This window comes from candidate division Zixibacteria bacterium HGW-Zixibacteria-1, assembly GCA_002838945.1.
Classification (GTDB): Bacteria; Zixibacteria; MSB-5A5; order GN15; family PGXB01; genus PGXB01.
This window is the reverse complement of record PGXB01000003.1, coordinates 57,314-79,344: the sequence shown is the minus strand read 5'-3', so window position 1 is coordinate 79,344 and position 22,031 is coordinate 57,314. Positions and strand designations below refer to the sequence as shown.

At 47.0% G+C, this 22,031-nt stretch carries 19 protein-coding genes; 8 read left to right on the top strand and 11 right to left on the bottom strand.

Translation table 11 applies throughout. From position 1 onward, the window contains the following. Positions 1 to 42: 42 nt before the first annotated feature. A complete protein-coding gene (locus CVT49_02310; protein PKK84676.1) occupies positions 43 to 1,860 on the top strand; it encodes a chloride channel protein in 1,818 nt (605 codons plus the stop codon). A gap of 48 nt (positions 1,861 to 1,908) precedes the next feature. Next, a complete protein-coding gene (locus CVT49_02305) occupies positions 1,909 to 2,208 on the top strand; it encodes a hypothetical protein (protein PKK84675.1) in 300 nt (99 codons plus the stop codon). 203 nt (positions 2,209 to 2,411) lie between these two features. Here the strand turns inward: CVT49_02305 and CVT49_02300 are convergent, their stop codons facing one another. From CVT49_02300 to CVT49_02270, 7 genes are all read right to left on the bottom strand, one after another. Continuing rightward, positions 2,412 to 5,459 (bottom strand): hypothetical protein, encoded by a 3,048-nt coding sequence (locus tag CVT49_02300; GenBank protein PKK84674.1) that lies wholly within the window; start codon positions 5,457 to 5,459, stop codon positions 2,412 to 2,414. After that, positions 5,460 to 7,286 (bottom strand): hypothetical protein, encoded by a 1,827-nt coding sequence (locus CVT49_02295; GenBank protein PKK84673.1) that lies wholly within the window; start codon positions 7,284 to 7,286, stop codon positions 5,460 to 5,462. Positions 7,287 to 7,478: 192 nt separating this feature from the next. Continuing rightward, a complete protein-coding gene (locus CVT49_02290; protein ID PKK84672.1) occupies positions 7,479 to 9,224 on the bottom strand; it encodes a hypothetical protein in 1,746 nt (581 codons plus the stop codon). Between the two features lie 66 nt (positions 9,225 to 9,290). After that, a complete protein-coding gene (locus CVT49_02285; GenBank protein ID PKK84671.1) occupies positions 9,291 to 9,839 on the bottom strand; it encodes an NUDIX hydrolase in 549 nt (182 codons plus the stop codon). Beyond that, positions 9,832 to 12,099, bottom strand: coding sequence for a hypothetical protein (locus CVT49_02280; GenBank protein ID PKK84670.1), 2,268 nt, complete (start codon positions 12,097 to 12,099; stop codon positions 9,832 to 9,834). The genes CVT49_02285 and CVT49_02280 overlap by 8 nt, the downstream gene beginning before the upstream one ends. 22 nt (positions 12,100 to 12,121) lie before the next feature. Further along, a complete protein-coding gene (locus tag CVT49_02275; protein PKK84669.1) occupies positions 12,122 to 12,544 on the bottom strand; it encodes an ATP-binding protein in 423 nt (140 codons plus the stop codon). 83 nt (positions 12,545 to 12,627) lie between these two features. Next, the gene (locus tag CVT49_02270) at positions 12,628 to 12,963 is read right to left on the bottom strand and encodes an anti-sigma factor antagonist (GenBank protein ID PKK84668.1); all 336 of its coding nucleotides are present in this window, start codon (positions 12,961 to 12,963) and stop codon (positions 12,628 to 12,630) included. Between the two features lie 588 nt (positions 12,964 to 13,551). On the opposite strand from CVT49_02270, the gene thyX reads away from it, so the two are divergent. The 6 genes from thyX (at position 13,552) to CVT49_02240 (ending at position 19,725) form a co-directional block, all read left to right on the top strand. After that, positions 13,552 to 14,244, top strand: a complete 693-nt coding sequence (thyX, locus tag CVT49_02265) for a thymidylate synthase (FAD) (GenBank protein PKK84667.1) — start codon at positions 13,552 to 13,554, stop codon at positions 14,242 to 14,244. 2 nt (positions 14,245 to 14,246) lie between these two features. Continuing rightward, positions 14,247 to 16,520: a ribonucleoside-diphosphate reductase, adenosylcobalamin-dependent gene (locus CVT49_02260; protein PKK84666.1), complete on the top strand. Its 2,274-nt coding sequence runs from the start codon at positions 14,247 to 14,249 to the stop codon at positions 16,518 to 16,520. 61 nt (positions 16,521 to 16,581) lie between these two features. Continuing rightward, the gene (locus CVT49_02255; protein PKK84665.1) at positions 16,582 to 17,208 is read left to right on the top strand and encodes a hypothetical protein; all 627 of its coding nucleotides are present in this window, start codon (positions 16,582 to 16,584) and stop codon (positions 17,206 to 17,208) included. A gap of 334 nt (positions 17,209 to 17,542) precedes the next feature. Next, entirely contained in the window at positions 17,543 to 17,914 is a 372-nt protein-coding gene (acpS, locus tag CVT49_02250; protein PKK84664.1) for a holo-[acyl-carrier-protein] synthase, read from the top strand. Between the two features lies 1 nt (position 17,915). Further along, entirely contained in the window at positions 17,916 to 18,494 is a 579-nt protein-coding gene (locus CVT49_02245) for an orotate phosphoribosyltransferase (GenBank protein PKK84663.1), read from the top strand. A gap of 67 nt (positions 18,495 to 18,561) precedes the next feature. Beyond that, positions 18,562 to 19,725: a hypothetical protein gene (locus CVT49_02240; protein ID PKK84662.1), complete on the top strand. Its 1,164-nt coding sequence runs from the start codon at positions 18,562 to 18,564 to the stop codon at positions 19,723 to 19,725. Here CVT49_02240 and CVT49_02235 read toward each other — a convergent pair. The 4 genes from CVT49_02235 to rfaE1 form a co-directional block, all read right to left on the bottom strand. Next, positions 19,716 to 19,919 carry a DUF1858 domain-containing protein gene (locus tag CVT49_02235; GenBank protein PKK84661.1) on the bottom strand — a complete coding sequence of 68 codons (204 nt, stop codon included), beginning with the start codon at positions 19,917 to 19,919 and terminating at the stop codon, positions 19,716 to 19,718. The genes CVT49_02240 and CVT49_02235 overlap by 10 nt on opposite strands. Before the next feature lie 2 nt (positions 19,920 to 19,921). After that, complete coding sequence (gene rfaE2, locus CVT49_02230) at positions 19,922 to 20,413, bottom strand: D-glycero-beta-D-manno-heptose 1-phosphate adenylyltransferase (GenBank protein ID PKK84660.1); 492 nt, start codon at positions 20,411 to 20,413, stop codon at positions 19,922 to 19,924. 110 nt (positions 20,414 to 20,523) lie between these two features. Next, positions 20,524 to 20,964 carry a hypothetical protein gene (locus CVT49_02225; GenBank protein PKK84659.1) on the bottom strand — a complete coding sequence of 147 codons (441 nt, stop codon included), beginning with the start codon at positions 20,962 to 20,964 and terminating at the stop codon, positions 20,524 to 20,526. A gap of 5 nt (positions 20,965 to 20,969) precedes the next feature. Then, complete coding sequence (gene rfaE1, locus CVT49_02220) at positions 20,970 to 21,983, bottom strand: D-glycero-beta-D-manno-heptose-7-phosphate kinase (protein PKK84658.1); 1,014 nt, start codon at positions 21,981 to 21,983, stop codon at positions 20,970 to 20,972. Positions 21,984 to 22,031: the final 48 nt, after the last annotated feature.

Genomic DNA, 22,031 nt, shown 5'->3' with positions numbered 1-22,031 from the left:
TTTCATTTGTAAAAAAAACCGCTCCATTCGGGGCAGTTTTTTTTGTCTCCGGGGCATAAAAACCGGCCGATATTTTCCTTGATATATATAATTTTTGTCATAAATTCAAAACCTATGAACGAACGGCTGAAAACAAAAGTCCAGTATCTTTTCCACTTTTCGGAAACGCAGATTCTGATCGGGATGTCGGTCATTGTCGGTCTCGGGACCGGCGCGGGAGCCATAGTTTTTATCAAATTAATCCAATATTTCAAGGAGCTGTTTTTCGGCAGCTCGGCCGAGGTTTTGACCTCCTTTTTGGGCAGTTTCAATTATTGGATCGCTCTTATTCCCATGGCCGGCGGCTTTCTGGTCGGTCCGATCGTCTATAAATTCGCCGCCGAGGCCAGGGGACACGGTGTTCCTGAAGTGATGCTGGCGGTGGCCAGAAAAGGCGGTATTATCCGCGCCAGGGTGGCGCTGGCCAAAGCGATCGCCTCGGCTATCTGTATCGGTTCGGGAGGATCGGCCGGACGGGAAGGGCCGATTGTCCAGATCGGCTCGGCGATCGGGTCCACGATCGGCCAGGTCTTCAAAATGTCCGCCTCCAGAACCAAAATCCTGGTCGGGTGCGGGGCGGCCGCCGGTATTTCGGCCGTCTTCAATGCCCCGATTGCCGGAGTAATTTTTTCGCTGGAGATCATCCTGGGCGACTTCGCCATCAAGACCTTTTCACCCGTTTTGCTGTCATCGGTGGTCGCATCCGTGGTCTCTCGTTCGTTTTTCGGAAATCATCCGGCCTTCGATGTCCCCAGTTACAGCCTTGTCTCGGTCTGGGAAATCCCGCTTTATATGGTTCTGGGCGGGTTTTGCGGCTCTGTCGCAGTTCTTTTTACGACTACATTGCACAAAACCGAGGAAATGTTTGATAAGCTGAAAGTCATCCCGATGCTTAAACCGGCCATCGGTGGTCTGATGCTGGGAATTATCGGTATTTATTTTCCACAGATTTTTGCTGACGGCTATGATACCATCAAACTCACGCTCTATGGAGACATGATGATCTGGCTGACTCTGGTTCTCATTTTCCTGAAAATATTGGCCACCAGCCTGACCCTCGGCTCCGGCAATTCCGGAGGCATTTTTGCGCCTTCACTGTTCATCGGGGCCGTCGCCGGAGGGACTTTTGGTTTTGTTGCTCATGCTCTTTTTCCGGCTATTACTGCTTCCGAAGGAGCCTATGCGCTGGTCGGAATGGCGGCTTTGGTGGCCGGAACCACCCATGCGCCGATAACGGCGATACTGATTATTTTTGAGATGACCAGTGACTATAGGATTATCCTGCCGCTGATGGTGGCCGTCGTGTTTTCAACTTTGGTCGCAAGGCGATTATTCGAGCCGTCCATTTATACTATAAAGCTTATCAAGCGTGGAATCTTTCTCAAGGGCGGGAAAGATACCGCCGTTCTAATAGCGTCGAATGTTGAAGAAATTATGGATCGAGAGTTTGAAACGATACCGGCCGCGATGCCTCTGGCAAAAATAGTGGAAAAGGTAGAGGCTTCCAGGGGAACAACCTTTATCGTAACCGATCGATTCGGCAAATTTGTAGGTATTCTTTCATTCCAGGATTTACTGGGTATTCTGACCCAGCATACACTTGATTATCTGGTAATAGCCAAAGACATAGCGACGCTGGATTATGTCACCGTTTTTCCCGATGATGACCTCGAAACCGCTCTGAAACGCTTGAACCTGAAAGACTCCAAAATGCTTCCGGTCGTGAATCGCACCGATCCGTCGATTATTCTGGGTGTTTTGCGGCGAGAAGACCTTATTCAATTTTACAACAAAAAGCTGATTGAAACGTTTAAGCAGTAAGATTAACGTTTCGAGGGCGCTCTGTGGTGAAAACCACGTTAAATAATTTTGATTGCCAAAATGCGCCCAATTTGCTATATTGAAATAAATATGGAATATGATCTGGTAAAGCAAATGGATTTGCTCGACATCTTTGATTTTGCCTCCGGGATAATCGCAGGAAAAGCGATTACAGATTTATTCGAGCAAACACAATTAAAAAGCGCAGGAAGTGTGGTAGATTGTGCTATATATGGTAGTATTTATCGCGAATACAACAATATACAGCATGGAACGTTAGATATTTTTGGAAAAATTAAATTAAGGTGCAAATTTTGCTTGACTTGTCCAGTTTTATTTGTTACTTAAGTTATTGCGAGGAGACTGTTCGGCTAAGGCATTTCTATTAATTTGAGTAATTGAAGTATTATAAAAAAGCCCGGATTTACCGGGAATTTGTAAACAGCAACTTCAAAGGAGGTGGGTGAATGAAACTTACCATCGAGAAACTTGAGGAGAAGATCGCCCCTGCGATAAGCCTGGGTGGACAATAAGCTCCTTTGACAGTTGAATTAGGGCAGGCTTTTTAAGCCTGCCCTTTTCGTTTGGGCCAGAATCTGGCCGAGCTTTTTGACCTCTCCTGCCATTGAGGCGATCTTCTCTCCGGACAAGAATCTTGTCCTGATATTCTCATCCTTAATATCTTCGGCAATTGCCTTTACGAGGTTAATGGCTTGACGATAATTTCGGTAACCGGCCTCATATTCCTTATTAGTTATTAATATTGCCCCAATCCGACCCAGGGCGTCGATCATCTCTGGTTTCAATGAATGACCTGACGACAGCCGCAAAGACTTCTCATAATAAGTCATAGCCTGTTTAGCATCCCCCAGGCCCTTATAATACTCTCCATATATTCCGTAAAATTCCGCAATTTCCAGATTTGATCGATCCTCGACAAAAATTGATGACAATCTATTCAGAAGCGATCCGGCCTTCTCATAATTTTTATCCGCGATCAGTAAACCGGCCAGCTTCATTTCAGCCAGATTTATGCTGGCCGTCGCTTTTATTTCGCGGGCCACGCACAGTGCCTCTTCAATGGTTCGAATGTCTTTCTCAATGCTTCCCAGCATTATTTTGTGGATTATATGCGTTCTTTTGTCACTGGCGGTTTCGGCCAGTCTCAAGAGTGCTTCCAGGCTCTCTCTGGCTTTGTCCGGCATATTTAGAGAGGAATATAAATCGGCCAGCCCCGCGCGGCAGCCGGATTCCTGATAAGCATCATCTATTCCGGAAAACAGTTCCAGCGCTTTACTGAAATTATCATGGGCCTGCCCGTAATAACCCATTCTTTTTTGAACCCGGGCCAGATGTGTCGTGAAGTAGGCGGCCAATGGTTTGTCGGACAGTTCATGGGACAGGGCGATTCCTTCTCGAATTAGTTTTATGGAATCCTTAAGATTGCCGGCCGAAAACATGACCGATGTGAGACTGTCCAGATTATATAAAATTTCTCTCTTACTGCCGATTTTGCGATTCAATTGAAGGGATTCATCAAGACAGCCCTGGGCCTCGTCGAATCTCTCTACTTCCTGATAGGCGCAGCCCAGATTGTTGAGAGTTCGCGCGATTTCGCCGGCGTTGCCGATTTCACGCTGAATTTTCAGTGCAATCTTAAAAACCCGCAGGGCCCGCATATACCGGCCCTTGAAGTAATACATTCCGCCGATATTATTTAGCGTGGATGCTACTGCAACAGCGGCCTTCAGGCGGCGCTGAATCCCCAGCGCCTTATGATAACTTACCAGAGCATCATTATATTGACTCTTAATAGCCAGAAGATTGCCGATATTGTTCAATGTATGTGATAGCTGCAGGTGATCATCGAGCCCGGTGTATAATTCCTCGGCCTGATGCAGCGCTTTCAGCCCTTTTTCATAATCCTGTTTCATGCGATAAAGATCGCCCAGATCCTTGTGGGTCTCAGCCAGAAGCTTGTCGGGGGGGCTGTCCTTATATAGTTCGATTATTTCATTGTAGCTCTTTTCGGCCCTGATTGTTTCCCCAATCATCTTTTCGATATCGGCGATTTGCATCAAAACCACCCGCAATTTCCTGATATCGCCATGCTGACGGCACAGTTCCTTTAAACGCCGCAGTATCTCAAAAGCAGTATCATACTTGTTATCATTTATCAGCTCGTTGGAAGCATCAATCGTTGCAGTATAAGCCTTTTCAAGATTGCCGGCCTTTAGATACAGTGGTGCGGCAATTTGGTAATTTTTGTACTTAAGCGAAGCCCGGTCGGCGATTTTGTCGGCGAATCTCCGCCAGGTCGCGCTTGAAATATTTTCGGCGGCATATCTCAAAAGAGGAGCCGTCAAATAATCGGCTGCTTCATCCGGATTGGTTATATCCACTGATTCCGCTTCTTTGCGCCCGCCGCAGACAGCAGCCAGAATAATCCTTTTCTTTCGGGAATAGGGGAGACCATGAAAATCGGCGCGATCCTGTCTGAACAGTCTTTTGGGAAGAAACATCTTATCGGAATCTGCCGATAATTCCATCCGTCCGTCCGTCCAGTTCAATAGACCGCGCGTGAAATATAATTCCAGAACATTTCTAAGACGAATATGATCGTCACCCGCCAGTTCGGTTAATCTTTTGATTACGGGTGAGGCGAAAGCGAAAATTTCATTCCCCGGAAGATTTTCGGCATAAGAATCCGGCATCAATTCCAGAATATTTTTTGGGCGAATCGCTTTACGATAGGGATATTGGCAGTCGATTGATTCCAGTTTCCTGCATATTTCGAAACCATCCGATGGGCGCCCGCCCGGGTCCTTTTCAAGCATCGCCATTATTAGATCGGACAGCGGTTTGGGAATGGCCCTGATTATTTCCGAGGGAGAAGGCGGACAGCTTTCTTTTACAGCGCCGTTAATCCTCACCGGATCGGATTCGTTTTCCATAAAGGGGTGCTGTCCGGTAGCAAGCCTGTAAGCGATTACGCCAAAGGCGAAAATATCGGACCTGTGATCCAGCGCACCCGAATCGATTGTCTCCGGCGCCATGTAGCCGACGGTGCCGAGACCAAGCCGGTCGGATCTATTCTCACCGGCCTTGAGGGCCAGTGAAAAATCGGATATTTTTGAATATATCAGCCTGTCTCCGGAATATTCCGAAAGATCATGTGTAAGGAAAATATTATGCGGTTTGAGGTCGCCGTGAAACAGTCTCGCCTTATACAGAAAGTGCAGATTAATGGCAATGGATGACAGCAGGTTTTTTAAGCAATCAATTGATTCAATGCGGGGCAGGGTATCCAGTGTTGCTTCCGGGCAGTACTCGAGTTTCAGATATGGATAATCCGGGTCATCCCGGAAGTCAAATACTCTAACGATGCCATGATATTTGAGATTGCCGATTAATTGGAGCTCCCGGCGGGCCAGTTTGCGGAATTGTTCAAGATTCGCGGAGTCCGAGGTTATGACGGTCTTTAATGCAGTCAGGCGGTTATCGTGAGTGCCGCGGGCGAGGTACACCCGGGCGGTTCCCCCGGTTCCCAGCAAGCGTTCAATTTTGTATCCACCCGGTGCGAATCTGTTTTCCAACATTTACTTGACTGCTCTTAGCTGCTTTTCCGGCAGGGTAATATTAAATGTGGTGCCCGACCCTTCTTTGGAGGACAGTGTTATTTCCCCGTTGTGATTGTTTATAATCTTTTTGCAATTGGCCAGGCCGAGTCCGTGTCCCGATTTCTTCGTCGTGAAGTGCAGTTGGAATATCTTTGACATATACTGCTGTGAGATGCCGCAACCATTATCGGACAGCGAAATATTAATAGTAGAAGTCCCGGGGTCGTGCGAGACTTTAATATCTATTTCCTGCTTGAACTTGTTGTTACCTTTGGCCTTTTCCTGATTATATTTTTGATCCAGGGCATCGGCCGCATTGTTCAAAAGATTCATCAATACCTGCTGTAATTGACCGACATCCATTTCGACACTGGGTATTTCCCCGTCGAAGTCGACATTAATCGCGATATTTTTGAATCGTGCCTGCGCTTTCAATGAGAATAAAAGTTCCTCGATCAGTCGCCGAATCTCGTAGCTGATTATTTCCGTCTCCATTTTGGAGAAGTCCATCAAGCCGTCGGTGAAGCGTTTCATCTTGGAAATATTTTCAACGATCTGCTTCGAGTTCTCGTGCGCCTTCTCATCGCGGCCCTTTTCAAGGTTGTATGACAGGAGTTCCGCATTGTTGGCAATGATGGCCAGGTAATTGTTAAGTTCGTGGCCGATTGACGCCGCCATCTCACCCCGGGCGACAAGTTTTTCCGACAGGATGACATATTTTTCCATGATAATCTTTTCGGTAATGTCTTCGATCACCAGAATCAAACCGTCTCCGCCGTTCGGAATCTTGCTGATTGGCGAAATCTTAATCGAAAGAACCTTCTCACTGTAGCCGGTATTGTGGAAGTACCGTGCTTCCTCGATGGTCTGCTTGGTCTCCAGCGCAGTGTTGATCATTTTCTGGAGCTTGGAGACTTCCTCTTTGGGAACCAGCTCAATAAATTTGGTCGGCAGATCGTTGGCATTGAACAGCCGGATACACTCTTTGTTCTTGTCGAGTACCGCGAGGGCGGCATCGTTAATCGACACCAGTTCATATCTTGCATTTATAACAATAACTCCGACCGGGGAGTTGTTTACGACCTTTTCATTGAATTTCTTCAAATCCAGAAGCTGATAATACAAAGTGGCGTTATGAATGGCATGGGCCGCCTGTTGAGCCAGCATTTCAAACAGGTATAAATCCGATTTAAGAAACAGCTTTGCCTGGGATGAGTTGTCGAGATAAATGATGCCGATGACTTTATTCTTGATTTTCAGCGGGACACACATGATCGACCGCAGATGAAGCTCTACGACCGATTTCTGGTTGGCATACCGCTCGTCTGAAAGCGCATCGGAAGTATAAACCGATTTACCGGATTGCGCCACATCATTGGCAATCGAATTGGATATTTTGAAATCATTGTCGGTCATCTCTTCCTTGCATAAATTATAGGCTGTTTTGAATTGCAGCCTGCCGCCATCATCAAGCAGCATAATAAAGCCTCTCTCCGCTGAGAGAAGTTCGATGGCCTTTTTCATAACGATTTGCAGGATATCTTCCAGAACCAGCGAAGAGTTTATCGCGAGGGAAACCTGCAGGACCGCTCTCAAATCGTCATTTGACCCGGATCCGGTCTCGTCAGCGGCACCGATGCGCGGGTTGTCATCCGCGATTTCGTCGAGCGCCGCTTCCATCTCGGCCAGAACATCATTGGCCTGGGATAATTTTATCTTCTCGGTGTCGGCGTCGTAATCATCCTGGGCTTCTTCAAAGAATAAACTGGCTGTTAAATCAACCTGTTTTTCATCATTACTTGCCATATTAACTCATTCCATATAATTTTTCTTATCTTGCTCATGTATCGGCACATATATGGCGTGACTTTATGCCGGATCAGGTTATTGAAGGTGGGGAATGGATAGAATTTGGCAGGCTAATACGACTGTAATTGTCTAAATTCGTGGGTTGAGCCAGCCGCGAAATTACTCCCGGCTCGGCTCTATTTGTGAAGTCTAGAAGTTAATTCCAAGCCGGACATATATTTGAAATGAAGAATCAGAGCGGTCCAGGCGCCGGGAAAGATCCAGTCGGAGACTTTCCTCGAACGAAACCCCGATGCCGATCGACTGCTTGACCTCCGCGTCTCCAAGCTTTCCGGCCTCTTCCGAAATTTGGCCCGCATTGTAAAGAAGCAACCCGGTAATATCGGTTTTTGGAAAAGTAAGTCTGTATTCGACATTGCCCAGCCAGAATTCCTGCCCGCTATATTCCTTATGCCTGTATCCCAGAAGCGTCTCAAGGCCGCCCAGAAAATAGCGCCGGTGCAGGGGCAGCAGGCCGTCCGACCCGCCATAGCCCGCTTTAATATAAAAGCCGCTGTATTCATTCAGGCTTTGAAACCGGCCGGCCCGGACGAAATAGCGAGTGAAATCGAAATCATCATTCCAGCCGTCCGGAAGCCATTCGAGCTCCGCCGTTCCCATCCAGAAAGACTGCCCGAATCGCGCTTCCCGGTCGCTGTTATCGAGATCACTTTTCAATATGATGGAGGCCATTTCGGCTCCATCCAGGGCCTCGATCCCGCTCGCGCGCTCTGCCGCCGGAACACTGCCAAAATTACTTCCGAATGCCTTCGAACCGCCGAACATTGACCAGAGATCGGTATGTGCATCCAGCCAGGTGTATTTTTCCACCAACGTGCCAATTTCCACATTGAAATAACTCAGGGGAGTAAAACGCCCAAAAATATAACCACCTTCGGCCTCATAGTAATCGCGGTAATCCTCGGTGGCCAGCAGCGCAAAAACCGTATTATCATTTCGTTGCATCAGCCAGTCATCCTGGGTCGCCAGCTTCCGGTAAAAAGACCCGCCAAGGGTAATCGGGTGCTTCAGCCAGAACGATTGCTCCAAACCGACATAATACCGCCATTCTTCCGACGAAAACGCATACCCGGAGTATATTTCCACATTAGGCAGGAGCGAATCCTCATCGGTAAATTGCACTCCCAATAGCGGCGTGGCCCCGTCCACCCGATCGTAATAAAATCTTATGATTGTGGAAAAATCCTTTTCCTTATTGTGCCAGCGGGTCCAGCGGTCAAACTGAAATTTCTTTTTTCCGCCGGATGCCTGCACCCGGCCGTAAACAGTAGCGCCCTTGGCAATATCGACCTTACCGTCTATGGAGATCACGTCTCCGCGGATGACTGCCTGCTGACCGACGGAAATATCTCCGTAAACAGCGATGACATCCTCGTTCACTTCGCCGTTGATCACGATATCGGCCCAGAATGAGACTACCGAGCCCCGGATGAAATCGCCGCCGGCAATATTGATGTCATTGAAAATCGAGATATTGTTCTTCTTCCTGCTGCGGAATTTGACATCCGACTCCGGGTCCTTTTGATAAAAGAGTATGCGTGTTTTTTTGTTGTCAAAAACAACATCCGTTTTATCGATTAAATCAAACGGGTAACCGGCGCCCGACGACATAAAACCCTCGTTGTTGAGTACGACCGATCCCTGATAGCTGATTTCGTGATAGGATCGGTTGTCTTCCAGCGATTCCATCCTGAATGATTGTGATGAATCACCGGCAAAAACAGTCATGACGGCGGTCTTGCCTTCCAATGAAATCTCCATATAATTTATCAGATCGAGCGGCAGGTCGAACTTCTTATAATTCTCCGCGGCCTGCAGATTAAGGGATAACAATATCAATGATATTATGATAATTGGATATTTATTTATAGTCATCATATCCTCCGCTGTTCATCTCAGTCCGCATATATAGTAATCGTTATATGTGCAAGAAGAAACCTTTTATTTTAAAAATCTTTCCCGGTAATCGGCAAGGGCCTGATGATGTGAAATAAAGGCGATTTTCTCAGGCAATTCATCGAATCCAAAAAACCTGACATCCTGTGCGTCATCGGCCGGCGCCAGTCGGCCTCCGATTTTTCTGCCCAGATACAAAATCAGGACGGCGTTCATTCTCGGATCGTCGTTTCCGGAATATACTTCGAATAACGATTCCAGCCGGATTTCAAGCCCGGTTTCTTCCTGAACCTCCCGCACGGCCGTCTGTGAAGGATGCTCCGACCACTCCATAAAGCCGGCCGGAATGCACCACCACCCGACGCGCGGCATGACCGCCCGTTTCACCAGAAGAATTTTTCCTTCCTCGACCACAATGGCTCCGGCGGCCGGTATCGGATTATGATAGTAAATGAAATCGCATTTATCATTTAAACATCTTAATCGGTCCCTGCCATCAATCATCTCCATATTGAGGTCGCCGCTGCAACGGGGGCAGAATCTATACCCGAGAAATTTCCCCTTTCTCTCAAACAGTGCTTTTTCATCAAGCATTATTCGATCCAATTAAAGCTCCCTTCCCGACCTTGAGCACGATCAAAGTAGTGTCGTCACTCGGCGGATCGGTATTGTCGAATTTTTTCTTATCCTTCAAAATGCCGTCCGCGATTTCATCCGGCGTGAGATTACGGTTTCGTGTCACATAATCTATTATACGTCGTTCGCCGTATTCCTCTCCGCTTTCGTTCATTGCCTCCGAAAGGCCGTCAGTATAGAAAAATAGAAGATCGTTATCATTCATGCGTACCAATCCATCCTCGTAGAGTACGCCGGTAAAGGCCCCGATCAAAAGCCCGCCCCGGGACAAGAATTCATGGGTCCCGTCCGCCCGGACAAGAATGGGATAATTATGTCCTGCATTGGAATACTTGAAATCACAACTGATTGGGTCAAATTCGCCATAGAACAGAGTTGCGAATTTCTCCGATGACGTCATCTGCGTCACATAATGGTTGATATTTTTCATTATCCTGGTAATATCATTATTATTTCCTATTTCCGAACGAAGCATGGCTTGTATCTGTGTCACCATCAGGGCGGCCGGCAGCCCTTTGCCGGAAGCATCCGCGATTACCATCCCGAAGGTGCCGTCTTCCCGGTGGATGAAATCATAAAAGTCGCCCCCGATTGTTTTCGAGGGAAAAGAGCAGGCGCATATCTGAAAGTTGTCCGCCGCCGGCGGGCATTTCGGCAGAAGTTCCACCTGAATCTGGCGGGCCATATTTAATTCTTCCGACAACCGCTGTTTTTCAAGCGAATCCTGGTAAAGCCTCGAGTTGGTCAGCGCCGTAACAAGCTGATTGGTAATCACGCCCAGCATGGTAATATCTTCAGCATTGTATTTAAACCCGGATCGCTTATCGGTAAGCGCCAGAAAACCCAGGAGATTATCGGCGTCCTTCAACGGAAGGATCAGCCTGACCTGGCGCTTCTGCATTTCGGTATAGAGCTGACTGTTTTTATTGTACAGGGTCAGGCGGTCGATAAATGTCAGATTTTCCAGTTGGTTGACACCGCCCAGGAAATAATCCTCACGGTTGATAATAACCCGCTTGGCATAATCTTCCGAGGGCTGCAACACATACTCGGCCAGTTTATCATCATAAAGCACGAAATAAACCCGTTCGGTCATGAGACTGCTTCTTAATGTCCGCTCGATCAAGCTTTTTAACTGCTCCGGATCAAGAACCGAAATCAGGCTTTTGGAAAGCTGCTCCATCACATGCCGATAATCGGAGCGCCCCTTAATAAAAATCCGCTTGATGATATTATCCAGCTGGACGTTGATGGGCTGGAATAATATCAGCGCCATGACGATAAAGGCAATATTGACAATGGTGGTCTTTTCGCCCAGAAATGAAGTAATAAGTTTGTCCGCCTGCCCGACCAGAAGAATGTAAACTCCGACCAGTATCGCCGAGGACAGGGTATAGACCAGCGACTGCCTGACAAGGACGGTGATGTCAAGGAACCGATGAGTCACTACCGACCAGACCACCGACCCGGCCCCTGCCAGCAAAGTGATCAGAAGCAGCGGCCTTTGGTATGACAATGATATCTCTATTGACAAAACCTGGGGAACAAGGAAAGCAATCGAGTAACATATAACCGCCGCCGTAATCCCCCAGACCATCATGTTCGATTGTTTTTTAATATCGGGATTGGCCACCAGTGATCTGCCTTTGATAAGAAAATATATACCCATGGCGGCATAGATGAGATTTATCAGTGAAAACAGTGTAATTTCGGAACTGAGCAATAATGTGAAACCAAGAACTACCCACTTAAGCAGAGAAGACAGCGGTTCCAGAATAAGAGAGAGAAATCCGTCACCCGATTCTATATCCAGAATCGTCAGGATTCTTTCGGGATTATTGAAGAATATCACCAGTATCAAATGGAAAATATGCGGCAGAAATATCAGATATCTCAGCTTTGCTCTTTTCATGGCCGAAAGGCGGTCGATCGGGAAAACCCATGAGAAAAGCAGGAATGCCGGGAAGAACAGCTCCCAAAGATATAGTAGATTATAAATAATCGATTCTTCAAAGGGCGCCTCGGCGGAGACAGTCGGCTTGACAATTTCACCGAAGGCAAGGAAGACCGGCCCGAGAGCGGCAAAAAAGAGCATCATCCCGGTTATCCGATTCAACCGGGCCGAGAAATTGTCGCGGGTAATACTGAAGGCGAGGAAAAGGAAAACCCCGCCGAATACGAAGTACACCGCCGTTAATATAATCTGCGTAATATCCATTTACTCATTAGACCGTTTAGATCTATATATGTTTTACTAAAGTAACCCGTGTCGGTCGTCCCGGAACGGCGTCGATTAGAACTTCATCCATCAGGGCCCTTGTAATAAAGACACCTCTCCCGACTTCTTTGAGAAGATTTCCATCCTCGATCGGGTTTTCGATTTTCTCGGGATCAAAGCCGTCACCTTCATCGGCCACAACAATCACTATCTCAGAATTTCTGGCAGCCACTTCGATCATAACCGCTTTTTCAAAAACTGATTTGTTGCCGTGGACAATGGCATTATTGACAATTTCGGTAACGGAGATGGCAATGTCCGCGATTGTCGGTTTGTCAACTCCGAATTTACCAAGCCTGTCTTCGAGAAAACTGTCAACATCGACCAGAAACTCCTGAGAAGAAGGGATCCTGATGCTGTTTTCCGTTAAAATTGGTTTTTCCATATTTGAATTTCCGTTTAACTAAAAAGGGCAGGCTGGGTCCCAACCTACCCACATTATCATTTTACAATTACCGGCATGTATGCCTAAAAAGATTTTATGGCGTCATCAACAGTATCGTAAGCTTCAAAAACAGTCGCCAGTTTGGTTATGATTAAAAGAGATTTTATCTTCTCTGTGACATTGGCAATTTTCAACTCACCCTTATTATTGCGCAGGGTTGTGAGGCCGGAAATCAGAATGCCCAGCCCGGTGGAATTCATCCATTCCACGCGCGACAGGTCGATAACGAATTTCTTCCTGCCTTGCTCTATCATCTCATGGAGCCTCTCGTGCAGGATGGTCGCGTCCGGCCCACCCATAATTTTACCCTTGGGCTCAAGGACGATGACACCCTCCTGTTCAAAATCGCTTAAGTTCATTAATTATATGCCTCCGATTAAGTTATCTTCAAACCTAAATCGTTTTTTCAGGACCGTCCCCCGAAAGTATAACCGGGGCAATAGCCTGTATTTTCAAAAATCCATAAATTATACGCCGGTGTCAAGGTATTTTTGCCCGTTTAACTGTTGTCCAATACAGGGCTTAATCTGACTATTTGACGTGCCGACAGAACGGTGGTTTAATTTATTTTTTAATTCATTTTTTCGGCGTCAATGACTCAAAAAGTCCATTTTAATATCGGATAGTTAGAGCAAATTAACCATATTTTCAACAGGCTTGATTTTATACAATATAACGGTATATTAAAATATTGAGGCACAATATATTGTTATATTTTTTAAAGAAATTGCTTTTTTTTGTTGACTTACCGCGTATTTTTAATTAGTCTGCAAGCCGCTTTGAAGAAGGGTCGGGAAATAGGGTCCAACTTGGGACCGTACTGCGTAAATTGTTAATATGTAATTACTTATGCCGAATTTGTGATTTCTGGCAAGGGAAGTTTATGCGTTCTTTCGAAAAAAGCGAAAAATGTGATAATATCTTGAGATATATGAGGCTAAATTAATATGGAAAGCACCATAACCGGTCAGGGAAGAAGTATGATTGATATTATTGCCGGGCCATCGGTGGAATTGATGGCCATTACCCCCGGTGCAGAACAGGTCATAGAATCGGCTTGTCGGACCTGCTATTTGTCGTTTCACAGGTATAATCCGCCCGATTCGACCGCGGAGCTGATCAGGAAAGTTATTAGGAAAAAACACCATTCGGTTCTGGAACATGCCATGGCAACCTTTCGGATTAAGGGCGGTTCAAGAACCTTCACCCATGAGCTGGTCAGGCATCGACTAATGTCCCCATCCCAGGAATCGCAACGGTATGTCGAATACGGCAAGACGCGAAATTTTGATGTCGTTCTTCCGCCGACGATTGAAAATTCGGTGTTTAAAGACCGATATCTAGAAATGGCCTCTCAGTGTGAGAAGTTTTATACCGAGATGGTCAAGGCCGACATTCCCCAGGAAGATGCCCGATATATTCTTCCGGGCGGAACCACATCGGAAATCGTGATTTCGGCAAATTTCAGGGAATATCGTCATATATTCGAGGTCCGCTGCAGTCCCAGGGCGCATTGGGAGATCCGGGGTATCTGCCTGCAAATGCTCGATGTTTTGCAGGCCGAGGCGCCGATTGTGTTCGGCGATTTTGTCATCGATCGTGAAAATCAGTCGGCCAGTCTTATTGAAAGTCAGGAGTAGTCATGGAAGAAAATAAAGATTTTGAACTTACGGAAAATTCCATCAAGGTTCTTGAGCGGCGCTATTTGAAGAAGGATGACCAGGGACAGGTCGTGGAAACCCCGGATGAGTTATTTCGCCGCGTCGCCGGGGCCATTGCCGAGCCGGAAAAGAAATACGGTGCGTCGGCCGATGAGGTTCGCGCAATAGATGGAAAATTTTATGATATGATGCGCCGGCTGGAATTCATGCCGAATTCGCCGACTTTGATGAATGCCGGACGGCCTCTGGGGCAGTTGTCGGCCTGTTTCGTTCTTCCCATCGGTGATTCCATGGAATCGATTTTCGACGCCGTCAAACATACCGCCCTGATTCATAAATCGGGCGGCGGAACCGGCTTTTCCTTCGCGCGGCTGCGGCCGCGTAATGCCGTCGTCGCTTCGACTTCCGGGGTCGCCTCGGGGCCGATTTCGTTTATGCGGGTCATCAATTCGGCCACTGAAGCGGTCAAACAGGGAGGAACCAGGCGCGGGGCCAATATGGGAATTTTACGCGTTGATCACCCTGATATTATGGAGTTTATTTCCTGCAAAGATGACCTTAAGGAACTGACCAATTTCAACATCTCGGTTGCCATGACCGATGCCTTCATGCGGGCCGTTGAGGGGAACGGCCAGTATGAATTGATCGATCCGCGGACCGGGTCCGTTTATGTCAGAGATGGTCAGTCGGCGCATTTGAATGCGCGTAAAGTGTTCAACAAGATTGTCGAACATGCTCACCGGACAGGCGAACCGGGGTTGATGTTTATCGACCGCATGAACGACGGCAACCCGGTCACCAAAGTGGGGCTTTATGAATCCACCAATCCCTGCGGGGAACAGCCGCTCCTTCCGTATGAAAGCTGCAATCTCGGTTCACTCAATCTCAGCAAGATGGTTCGGGCCGTGGTGGATCTTAATTCGCCCCATGAGCTCTCGCGCTATGAGGTCGATTGGGAAAAGCTTGACCGCACCGTGCGAACCTGCGTCCATTTTCTTGATAATGTCATTGAAGCCAACAAATACCCGCTTCCTGAAATCGACTTCCACACCAAGGAAAATCGTAAAATCGGTCTCGGGGTCATGGGCTGGGCCGACATGCTGATCCTTCTTGGTATCCCGTACAATACCCAGGAGGCGCTTAACCTGGCCGAAAAAGTGATGTCAAGAATAAATAAGGTCGGTCATGATGAATCTCAAAAAGCAGCCGAGCGCCGCGGTGTTTTTCCCAATTGGTCCAAATCCTTCTTTTACAAAGACGGCAATGGCCCGAAAATGCGCAATTCGACCGTGACCACCATCGCTCCCACCGGAACCATTTCTATCATTGCCGGCTGCTCTTCCGGAATCGAGCCGTTGTTCGCCGTTTCCTATGTACGAACGGTCATGGACAAAACCCGTATGCTTGAAGTCAATCCGATTTTCGAGCGGGTCGCAAAGGCGCGCGGATTCTATTCGCAGGAACTGATGGAAGAAATCTCGAAAAATAATTCCATCGCCAATATCGAGGAAATTCCGGAAGATGTCCGGAAGGTATTCGTGACCACGCATGACGTTACGCCGGAGTGGCATGTCCGCATGCAGGCGGCCTTCCAGAAACACACCGATAATGCCGTTTCCAAAACCATCAATCTGCCCGGTGAAGCCAATTTAAAGAATGTCGAGGATGCTTACTTGCTGGCGTACAAACTTGGCTGCAAAGGAATCACTATCTATCGGGATGGCAGCCGCGCCGAACAGGTTCTTTCGACGGGAGCCACGACCGATCCGGGCAGCGCCCAAGCCGACCTTAAAATCGGTCTGCAGAAAAATGTCAAGGATCGCCCGCAGACCTTGCCCGGCATAACCGAAAAAATCAAAACCGGTTACGGTAATCTATATGTGACCGTCAATATTCTTGAGGGCAAACCGTTTGAAGTGTTTGCCCAGATCGGAAAGTCGGGATATTCCACCATGGCGGATACCGAAGCCATCTGTCGCCTGATCTCACTGGCCTTCCGCTCCGGGGTGCCGGTTGAAATGGTTATCAAGCAATTGAAAGGCATCGGAGGTTCGACACCCGTTTTCGGAAACGGCGCTCTGATTTCTTCAATTCCTGATGCTATTGCGCATGTTTTGCACACTCATTTCGGTGATGGAAAAGAAATTAAGCGCGACTTGGACATCTCTTCGGAATTCTGTCCCGATTGCGGCGGCCGAATAGAGCACGAAGCGGGATGCATTCTTTGTCGATCCTGTGGTTATTCAAAATGCTGATTGTGCCGATATAATTTCGGAGGAGGTATAACTATTGCCTCCTCCGGAGTTATTTTGATTTATGGCACAAGCAGATTATATACCGGCCGGAAGAACCTCTCGTATTGTCAAGAGTACGAAGGAAATACAGATACAGACGGAATATGCTTACCGGCCCAATCCGAGGCTGACCACGTCGGTTATTTCCGGCGGCCAGGTGATCCACAAGATTCAGCAGGACCTTCATTCACCCATCGATACTTTTGAGCAAAAAACCAAAGTCGAATCGATGCTTCGCAAACAGCACCTTGAGGTGATTAAGGTTATTCAAAGTAAAGATTATTCGGATGATATTACTTTCAAGGCGACCAAAGCCGCGCCTCCGACGACGGCATCAGTTTATGAATCCCTGGCCGGCATCAACGGCGTCGAGCGGGTTTTTCGGATTGATAATGAAGGATGTTTTCTTGACCCGCAGGTATCCGAAGCATTCAATAAAAGATTCTCAGCCGTGCTTAAAAATCTGCATGAAGTTCTGAATATTTTCTCTGAGCTTCCCGGAGGCAAACGGGAAAGCGGGTTGGTCGAAATCGAACCGCGCCGGTTGTATTTTATTTCAAGCGGGTATGAATGTTATTTCATGCTGACGCGCCGGTCGATCACCGATGCCGAGGTCCAGCCGATTCTTCAGTCCGCCCCCCGGATCTGATTCGATTTTTTTCAGTACATAAAAATTGGAGAGAGTAAATTGTTTGAAAAAACTCCTCATTCCCTTACGGTAAAGGGTTTTTACAGCCACTTCCGTCATTTTGCCTTCGCTACCATCCATTAAGGTGGGTCACGGCGTCGGCGCAGCCGAGAAGAGACGACCTTCATTAATGAGTTGTTAGAGATTTTTCAAATCTTCCTCTCTCCAACAATACTAACATATAGTATACGAAAATTAATCTTACCGCAATCTATTTTTTCATTCAGTTGCTAAAAAAAATATAATTGATTATTATCTATTAACTGAATCGGAAATTAGGGAGTGTTTCTTGACTATGATCTACTCGGTTGGAATTGACTTGATTGAAATCGACCGCGTCCGGAAGGCGCTTGGCCAATGGGGGGAAAGGTTCGCCAGACGCGTCCTGGGAGAAGAAGAACGTATTCTCTATCGGGAAAAGCAAAATAAAGTACAGTTCCTGGCTGGACGTTTTGCCGCCAAGGAAGCCGTCATGAAGGCGCTGGGTACTTTTCTGGACTCCGGCGTGCATCTTCGCGATATCCAGATTTTAAATGACCTGTATGGTAAACCATATGTGCATCTTGAAGATAACGTCCGTGAAAGAATTCTTGATAAAGAAGTAAAAGTATCTATTACTCATGAAAGAAAAATGGCCGCCGCCGTGGCTATCATTACCGGAGACTAAAATGAGCCAGACCAATATTCTCGATATCTTCAGAGAATCAAACGCCCTGCTGGAAGGACATTTCAAACTTACCTCCGGCAAACACAGCGATGTTTATTATGAAAAATTTAATATCCTCAGACAGCCGCGCATGTGCGAAAAAGTATGCATCGAAATGGCCAAAAGTTTCGAGAAGGATAATGTCGAATTAGTGGTCGGCCCGACCACCGGCGGAATTATCATCGCCTATGAAGTTGCCAAGCATCTTGGTGTCGATTCCATCTATGCCGAAGCAGCCGAGGACGGCAAGGGGAGAGTCTTCAAGCGCGGTTTCTTTATCGAGGAGGGAACCAGGGTTTTGATTGTCGATGATGTCCTGACCACCGGCACATCGATTTTCGAAGTTATCGAGCTGGTCAATAAATACAAGGCAAATATTGTCGGTATTGGCGAATTTCTCGACCGTTCCGGCGGCAAGGTTAAATTCGATTATCCTTTCAAGCCGCTGGCCACGGTCTCGGCCGATGCCTGGGAACCGGATGACTGCCCGTTGTGTAAAAAGGGCGTGCCTATCACTCAAAGGGGAAGCCGGAAATTTTAGATAGGAGGTCGTCGTATCGATTATTCTTAGAAAGAATTTTACATTTTATAAAACAGTGGTGGCAGCGATGAAATATTTGCCCGGTTTACTTTTTATTTTCTTTTCCTTTATTATTTCCGTAAATGCTCAAATCAAAGATGACTCTGCACAAAATCGCGACAATAAACCTCCCTGCATCCTGATTGAATTTAATTCTTTCGATAAATTTATCAAGTATTATGATTCCGGGAACTTCGATTCGATTTATGCCATGGTCGATTTTGTGACCGGTTTTTGTAACGCAGCAGAACCGGTTTATCGGATGAAAATCCTGTCAGATATTGTTCAGAATCAATTCGATGAAAATAATTATGACAGCACCCTGCTGGATTATTTATTGTATAATTCCAACAAGAGATATCAATTCTGGCCGCCGGTTTCTTCCTCGCTATATTTTTCTGAATATACCATCACGCAGGAAGACATTGATAAATATACCAGATTTGACAGCCTTACGCATCGAATCGCCGATTCATGTGTCATGAATATCGACAGCACCAATATAGAATATCTTATTTGCCGGTTATATACCGGCGATACCGCGTATTTTTTTGATGCCCTCAGAAACCGGAAATACCCCGAATCAAAAATAACCCGCGAATATCATACACGGGCCAAAAATATTCTGACCAGCCCGCTCGGGAGCCTGTACGGCCTGGCCGGTGTCTGGCAGGGCGTCGGCAATTATGATTTCTTCGGGACCCATCCGCAGGTGGGAATCGGAATGAGTGTAAAGAAAGTGCGGGCATTTTGCGATCTGGCCATATTATTCGGATTCGTCAATTCAAAAGAATCCTATCTGGTCGATTTCGGCGGCGCGGTTGCAGGGTCGAATTCATTTTATGATTTTTATATCGGCCTCGAGCCGGGATATGGGCTTGTTAAAAAAAACCGGTATCAATTTGATCTTCTGGGCGGCATCGGCTATGAGACTCTTCAGGCCCGCAAACTTTCCAACAAAAACTCCAGCACCTGGCTGAGAGCCATAAATATCAACGGCGGTATCGGGTTAAAGTATTTTTATGATCCTTTTGAAACCAGATATCTTTCGGTGCAATTGAGAATCATTCATACCAATTTTGAAAACGGCGCGGGCGATGCGCTGGCGGGAGAGGCGATTTCTCTAAGATTTATCTGGGCCTTTTTGGGAAATCAAAAAAGAGCTGAGGTTGAAAGATTGCATTATTTTTGATCGCCGGCGAATTTATCATTCAGTTCCGATATCATTTCGTCAACATCAAGCCCCTTGTTCTCGATCAACTCGCCGATCGTACTCCAGACCGGCTCGCCGCAGACGACACAGCGAATACCCCGGCGAATCAAATAGGCATCTATTTCGGGATATATTTTAAGAAGATCCTCCACGGTATCGGATGCCTGAATCATAATCAGATATTCTTCATCTGCTTTATTTTTTTAATTATCGCGGTCGTTGAGCGCCCTCTGGCCAGCTTAATTCTTTTGACTTTGCCGCCGTATGATTTCACGAAAGCGGCCCCGACAATTTCCGATATTTTATAGTCGGCGCCTTTCACCAGCACATCCGGCCTGACCATCTGTATCAGTTTCTCCGGGGTTTCTTCGGAAAACATGATGACATAATCGACTGCTTCGAGAGCCGTCAAAATCGCGGCCCGGTCACTTTGATTCTGCACCGGCCGCTCTTTGGATTTGAACTTTTTGACCGAGCTGTCGGTGTTGAGCCCGACTATAAGAATATCACCGAGCGCCTTCGCCTTCCTGAGATAATCGATATGCCCGAAATGCATGATATCGAAGACCCCGTTGGTGAAGACTATTTTCTTCTTCGAGCGCCGGAGATTTTTGATTAATTTTTTCGTATCCGGTGAAGATGCGGTTTTAAATATTTTTTTCGACATAGTAAAGTGTCCATCTAATTGAATACTCACTTAAAATGTCGAAACCTCCCTCGCTATGCTCGGGACCTTCGACCCTTCGGGTCTCAGGCAAGGGATTTCGACCTACCAGCCTAATACTTCCCGAACAGCTTCCATAACCAGCGATGGAAGGCATGCACCCCCGCGACCGGCTCGGCATACATCATGATACATTTCCCGCTGACTACATCCAATCCGGCTGTCTTCGCCTTTTCGACCAATCGGCTGAAATCGGCGCCCTGCTGGAACCACACCTTTTTAATTCCGCTATTAATAATATCATCCATTATCGATTCAGCCTTGTCCGGCTTCAGGCAAATAAAGGCGGCTTCTGCCTTGTTGGGAAGCGTGGATATTCCGGTAAAAACTTTGTCGCCCTCAATTGTTTCGGCGGTCGGATGCACCGCCATGACTTTGTAGCCATTGGTTCGAAGGGTCTTATATACGGCGTTGCCGAACTTCTTGCCCGACGGCGAAACGCCAAAAATTGCAATATTTTTTGATGCGACGAAATTTTTGACTGAATCATTCATATAATTTATCCCGCGAAATCATCGCCATTGGCAAAATTGTGTTTTAATTCTCTGGTCAGAACAACATTCGAGACAGTGGCCGTGCCGACCTCACCGACCACGATTCCGGCGGCACAATTAGCTATTTCGGTCGCTTCATTCAGACTGGCTCCGGCGGCGACTGCCGCGACAAAGGCGGCCACAACCGTATCTCCCGCCCCGGTGACATCATAAACTTTTTTCGCCACCGTCGGGAAATAATCAATATCCCCGCCTTTGCTGAACAGGGCCATGCCTTTTTCGCCACGTGTGATCAGGACGGAATCGGAATCCAGCTTTTCGAGAAGATATTTACCGACCTGCCGCAAATCGGCATCGTTTTTTATTCTTCGTCCGGCCACGAATCCGGCCTCATGATGATTCGGCGTCACGACCGAGACCTTTTTATATCTGAAAAAATGACTCTCTTTCGGATCGACGCCGATAAATATATTTTTCTCACGACAGATTGGAATTACCTTTTCCAATAGTGAAGCGGTTAATACCCCCTTGCCATAGTCTGAAATTATCACGCCGTTCATTTCGTCGATAATCGAGTTAAATTTGTTGAATATACGCTCCTCGACTTCGGCCGAAACTTCGACCGCGTCCTCGCGATCGGCCCTCACCACTTGCTGCGAATGTGCAATGATTCGGGTTTTAATGGTTGTCCGGCGATTCTCGTCATTGATCAGAAAATCCCTGGAAATGCCTTTTTCCTTGAGCAGTTGCGAGAGTTTGACCGAGGCATCATCCTGGCCCACCGTCCCGATCAAAAACGGCTCATTGCCAAGCGCCGCAATATTGTTGGCCACATTGGCCGCGCCGCCTAGGCTGAGCGATTCGGTAATAATTTCCACCACCGGGACCGGCGCTTCAGGAGAAATCCGGTTGACCTGCCCGTGGAGATATTCGTCAAGCATTATATCGCCAAGAATTAAAATCTTTGCTTTTCCTATATTTGCTGTTATCTTATCAATTCTGTCAATCTTTATTGGCATATGACGAAACCCGTATTAGGTTGTTAAAAATTTTTGCCAATATATAAA